This is a genomic window from Candidatus Protochlamydia sp. W-9 (genome assembly GCF_001950615.1).
Taxonomy (GTDB): Bacteria; Chlamydiota; Chlamydiia; order Chlamydiales; family Parachlamydiaceae; genus Protochlamydia; species Protochlamydia amoebophila.
In genome coordinates, this window is sequence record NZ_BCPZ01000186.1 from 1 (window position 1) to 3,552 (window position 3,552).

The window sequence follows — 3,552 nt, forward strand, 5'->3', positions numbered from 1 at the left end:
GTGGAAAATGCATTTTTACATTTGAAGCGTTGGAGAGGAATAGCGACCCGTTATGCAAAGAACACAGCCTCATTCTTGGCTGCAGTCCATATTAGATGTATTGCTATATGGGCAGAAGTCTCGTGACTACACTATCTAGTCAACTTGTCCCTACAACGGCTCCTTCTTACTATCCTCTTCAAGAGATTAGTGATCCTTCTGCCTTCTCCATGCAAAAAGTTGACTTAATATTATATCATATCTCCTTGCTATTCGGGAAACGGAAAACGCCGCCACTAAAATTGGTTTATAAGCTTAATTTCCATTCTATAGTACATCTTATCGCGGATATTTCTATTAAATAAGCGCCTCAATGGAAATTGTTCAATTTCAATGAAATTTTATCCTTGATCTTCTTAGGACAAAGTGTGCTTTTATTTTTGGCGCTAGAATTTCTGCTTTTTTATTAAGGTTTTTTTACCTAATAATTTCTAAATTGAGTGAAGTGGCTAAAGTTTTAAAACGATTTAATCCAACATCCGTGAGATTGCTGCACCAGCTTAGATTGAGATGCTGTAAAGCCGTTAAAGGTGTCAAATGGGCTAATCCATCATCCGTGAGATTCTCGCAATCGCTTAGAGCGAGATGCTGCAAAGTCGTTAAGGGTGTCAAATGGGCCAAGCCTGCATCAGTGAGTTTTCGACAGTAGCTTAGATTGAGATGCTGTAAAGCCGTTAAAGGTGTCAAATGGGCTAATCCAACATCCGTGAGATTGCTGCACCAGCTTAGATTGAGATGCTGTAAAGCCGTTAAAGGTGTCAAATGGGCTAATCCATCATCCGTGAGATTCTCGCAAGCGTTTAGATCGAGATGCTGCAAAGTCGTTAAGGGTGTCAAATGCGCTAATCCTGCCTCAGTGAGTTTTCGACAGTAGCTTAGATTGAGATGCTGTAAAGCCGTTAAAGGTGTCAAATGGGCTAATCCATCATCCGTGAGATTGCTGCACGAGCTTAGCGAGCTTAGATTGAGATGCTGTAAAGCCGTTAAAGGTGTCAAATGAGCTAAGCCTGCATCAGTGAGTTTTCGACAGTAGCTTAGATCGAGATGCTGTAAAGCCGTTAAAGGTGTCAAATGGGCTAATCCATCATCCGTGAGATTGCTGCACGAGCTTAGATCGAGATGCTGTAAAGCCGTTAAGGATCTCAAATGGGCCAAGCCTGCATCAGTGAGTTTTCGACAGTAGCTTAGATCGAGATACTGCAAAGCCGTTAAAGGTGTCAAATGGGCTAATCCAACATCCGTGAGATTGCTGCACGAGCTTAGATTGAGATACTGCAAAGCCGTTAAGGCTTTCAAATGGGCCAAGCCTGCATCGGTGAGATCCTTGCACTTATTTAGATTTAGATACTGCAGACCCATTAAGGGTTTTAAATGCGTTATTCCAGCGTCAGTGAGCTGATCGCACCAGCTTAGATCTAGATGCTGCAAAGTCGTTAAGGCTTTCAAATGGGCTAATCCTGCATCGGTGAGATTGCTGCACGCGCTTAGATTGAGATGCTGTAAAGCCGTTAAAGGTGTCAAATGGGCTAATCCATCATCCGTGAGATTCTCGCAATCGCTTAGAGCGAGATGCTGCAAAGTCGTTAAGGGTGTCAAATGTGCTAATCCTGCATCAGTGAGTTTTTGACAGTAGCTTAGATCGAGATGCTGTAAAGCCGTTAAAGGTGTCAAATGGGCTAATCCATCATCCGTGAGATTGCTGCACGCGCTTAGATTGAGATGCTGTAAAGCCGTTAAAGGTGTCAAATGCGCTAAGCCTGCATCAGTGAGATTTCGACAGTAGCTTAGATCGAGATGCTGTAAAGTCGTTAAAGGTGTCAAATGGGCTAATCCATCATCCGTGAGATTGCTACACGAGCTTAGATCGAGATGCTGTAAAGCCGTTAAGGCTTTCAAATGGGCTAATCCATCATCCGTGAGATTGCTGCACGAGCTTAGATCGAGATGCTGTAAAGCCGTTAAGGATTTCAAATGGGCTAATCCATCATCCGTGAGATTGCTGCACGAGCTTAGATCGAGATGCTGTAAAGCCGTTAAAGGTGTCAAATGGGCTAATCCTGCATCGGTGAGATTGCTGCACGCGCTTAGATCGAGATGCTGCAAAGTCGTTAAGGCTTTCAAATGGGCTAATCCATCATCAGTGAGATTGCTGCACGCGCTTAGATCGAGATGCTGTAAAGCCGTTAAAGGTGTCAAATGGGCTAATCCATCATCCGTGAGATTCTCGCAATCGCTTAGATCGAGATGCTGTAAAGCCGTTAAAGGTGTCAAATGGGCTAATCCATCGTCCGTAATAGCTAGACATGCCTCTAAATGAAGCACTTTTAGATTTTCACAATCTTTTAATGCTAAGAGATGGGCATCTGTTAAATAAGCCTGATTTGAAAAATCAAGAGTTTTTATCTCATCTGAAAAATGATTTACGATTCTTTCAAACTCCGCCAATTGAGAGGTCTGGTTTAATAAGGCGCTCACAAAGGTGAATTCTAAATAATCCTTCAATGTATTTAATTGACAGCGATGTGCAAAATTTAAAAGCTCTTTTAATTCGATTAAACTCTTTTCAGTAGAGTTAAAGGGTTCAAATCTTTGTGATTTGTATCCATCAATCAGCTGTTCTTCTAAATTTGTTATCACTTCTGTTAGTTCATAATAATCGGCTAGTTGAATGGCAGAAGGGATTTCTTCTAAGGAAACTTTAAAGTTATCGTCCATCAGGCAATTGAGCAAAAGCATAAAGTCTTTTTGTATTAAAGCGAGAGGATGTTGTAGGGTTTCTTGAAATTGCCCTGACCACAGATTCTTAAAATAAGGCGATTTGTCCCTTAACAAAGCTAGCTGAGAATGAGAAATAATCAGAGAAGTTCCTTCTTGAAAGTTTAATTGAATTTCTTCAGATGAAACTGAAGGATCGGGAGCTGGAATCGTTGGTGCACTAGTTTCTTCTGTATTAGCCAAAGGATTGTCTAAGGCATTATTCTCATCCACAAGAGGGTCATTAATCCCTTGAGATTGAGAGTAAGAAGAAGCCATTGTATTAACAAAATAACTAGAATTAAGCCCAAAATTAGAAATATTCAAAATGACCATCCCAATGAGTGAAATAAATTTTAATTTATAAATGTTTTAACAATATTATTTATAAATAAAAATTATTGCAATAATTATGAGATAAAATAGGCAGTCACGTTTTAAGAGAAAGTTTTATTTTATCAATGAAGAGTTATTAAAAAAACAAATAAGGATCAATATGGTTCAAACATAAACTCCTTAGTTTTTGATTTGAAAATGCCTTAAGTCCGCATAAATTCATCTGTTTAAGATTAAATTTTCCATTTCTAGATAGTGTAGTCACGAGACTTCTGCCCTGCCCATATATAGCAATACATCTAATATGGACTGCAGCCAAGAATGAGGCTGTGTTCTTTGCATAACGGGTCGCTATTCCTCTCCAACGCTTCAAATGTAAAAATGCATTTTCCACCAAATGCCTTAACTTATAGAGATCTTTAT

2 protein-coding genes and 2 pseudogenes are annotated in these 3,552 nt (G+C 39.8%); 2 read left to right on the plus strand and 2 right to left on the minus strand.

What is annotated here, in order from left to right:
• Both BU804_RS12045 and BU804_RS14755 read left to right on the plus strand, forming a co-directional pair.
• A pseudogene (locus BU804_RS12045) lies at positions 1-126 on the plus strand (IS5/IS1182 family transposase); the annotation flags it as partial.
• On the plus strand, positions 123-344 hold the full coding sequence (locus tag BU804_RS14755) for a hypothetical protein (RefSeq protein ID WP_226996149.1): 222 nt from the start codon (positions 123-125) through the stop codon (positions 342-344). The pseudogene BU804_RS12045 and the gene BU804_RS14755, both read left to right, overlap by 4 nt.
• Positions 345-456: 112 nt before the next feature.
• Here BU804_RS14755 and BU804_RS06270 read toward each other — a convergent pair whose 3' ends face one another.
• Entirely contained in the window at positions 457-3,120 is a 2,664-nt protein-coding gene (locus BU804_RS06270) for a leucine-rich repeat domain-containing protein (RefSeq protein ID WP_079988637.1), read from the minus strand.
• A 292-nt stretch (positions 3,121-3,412) separates the two neighbouring features.
• Positions 3,413-3,552, minus strand: a pseudogene (locus BU804_RS06275) (IS5/IS1182 family transposase); the annotation flags it as partial.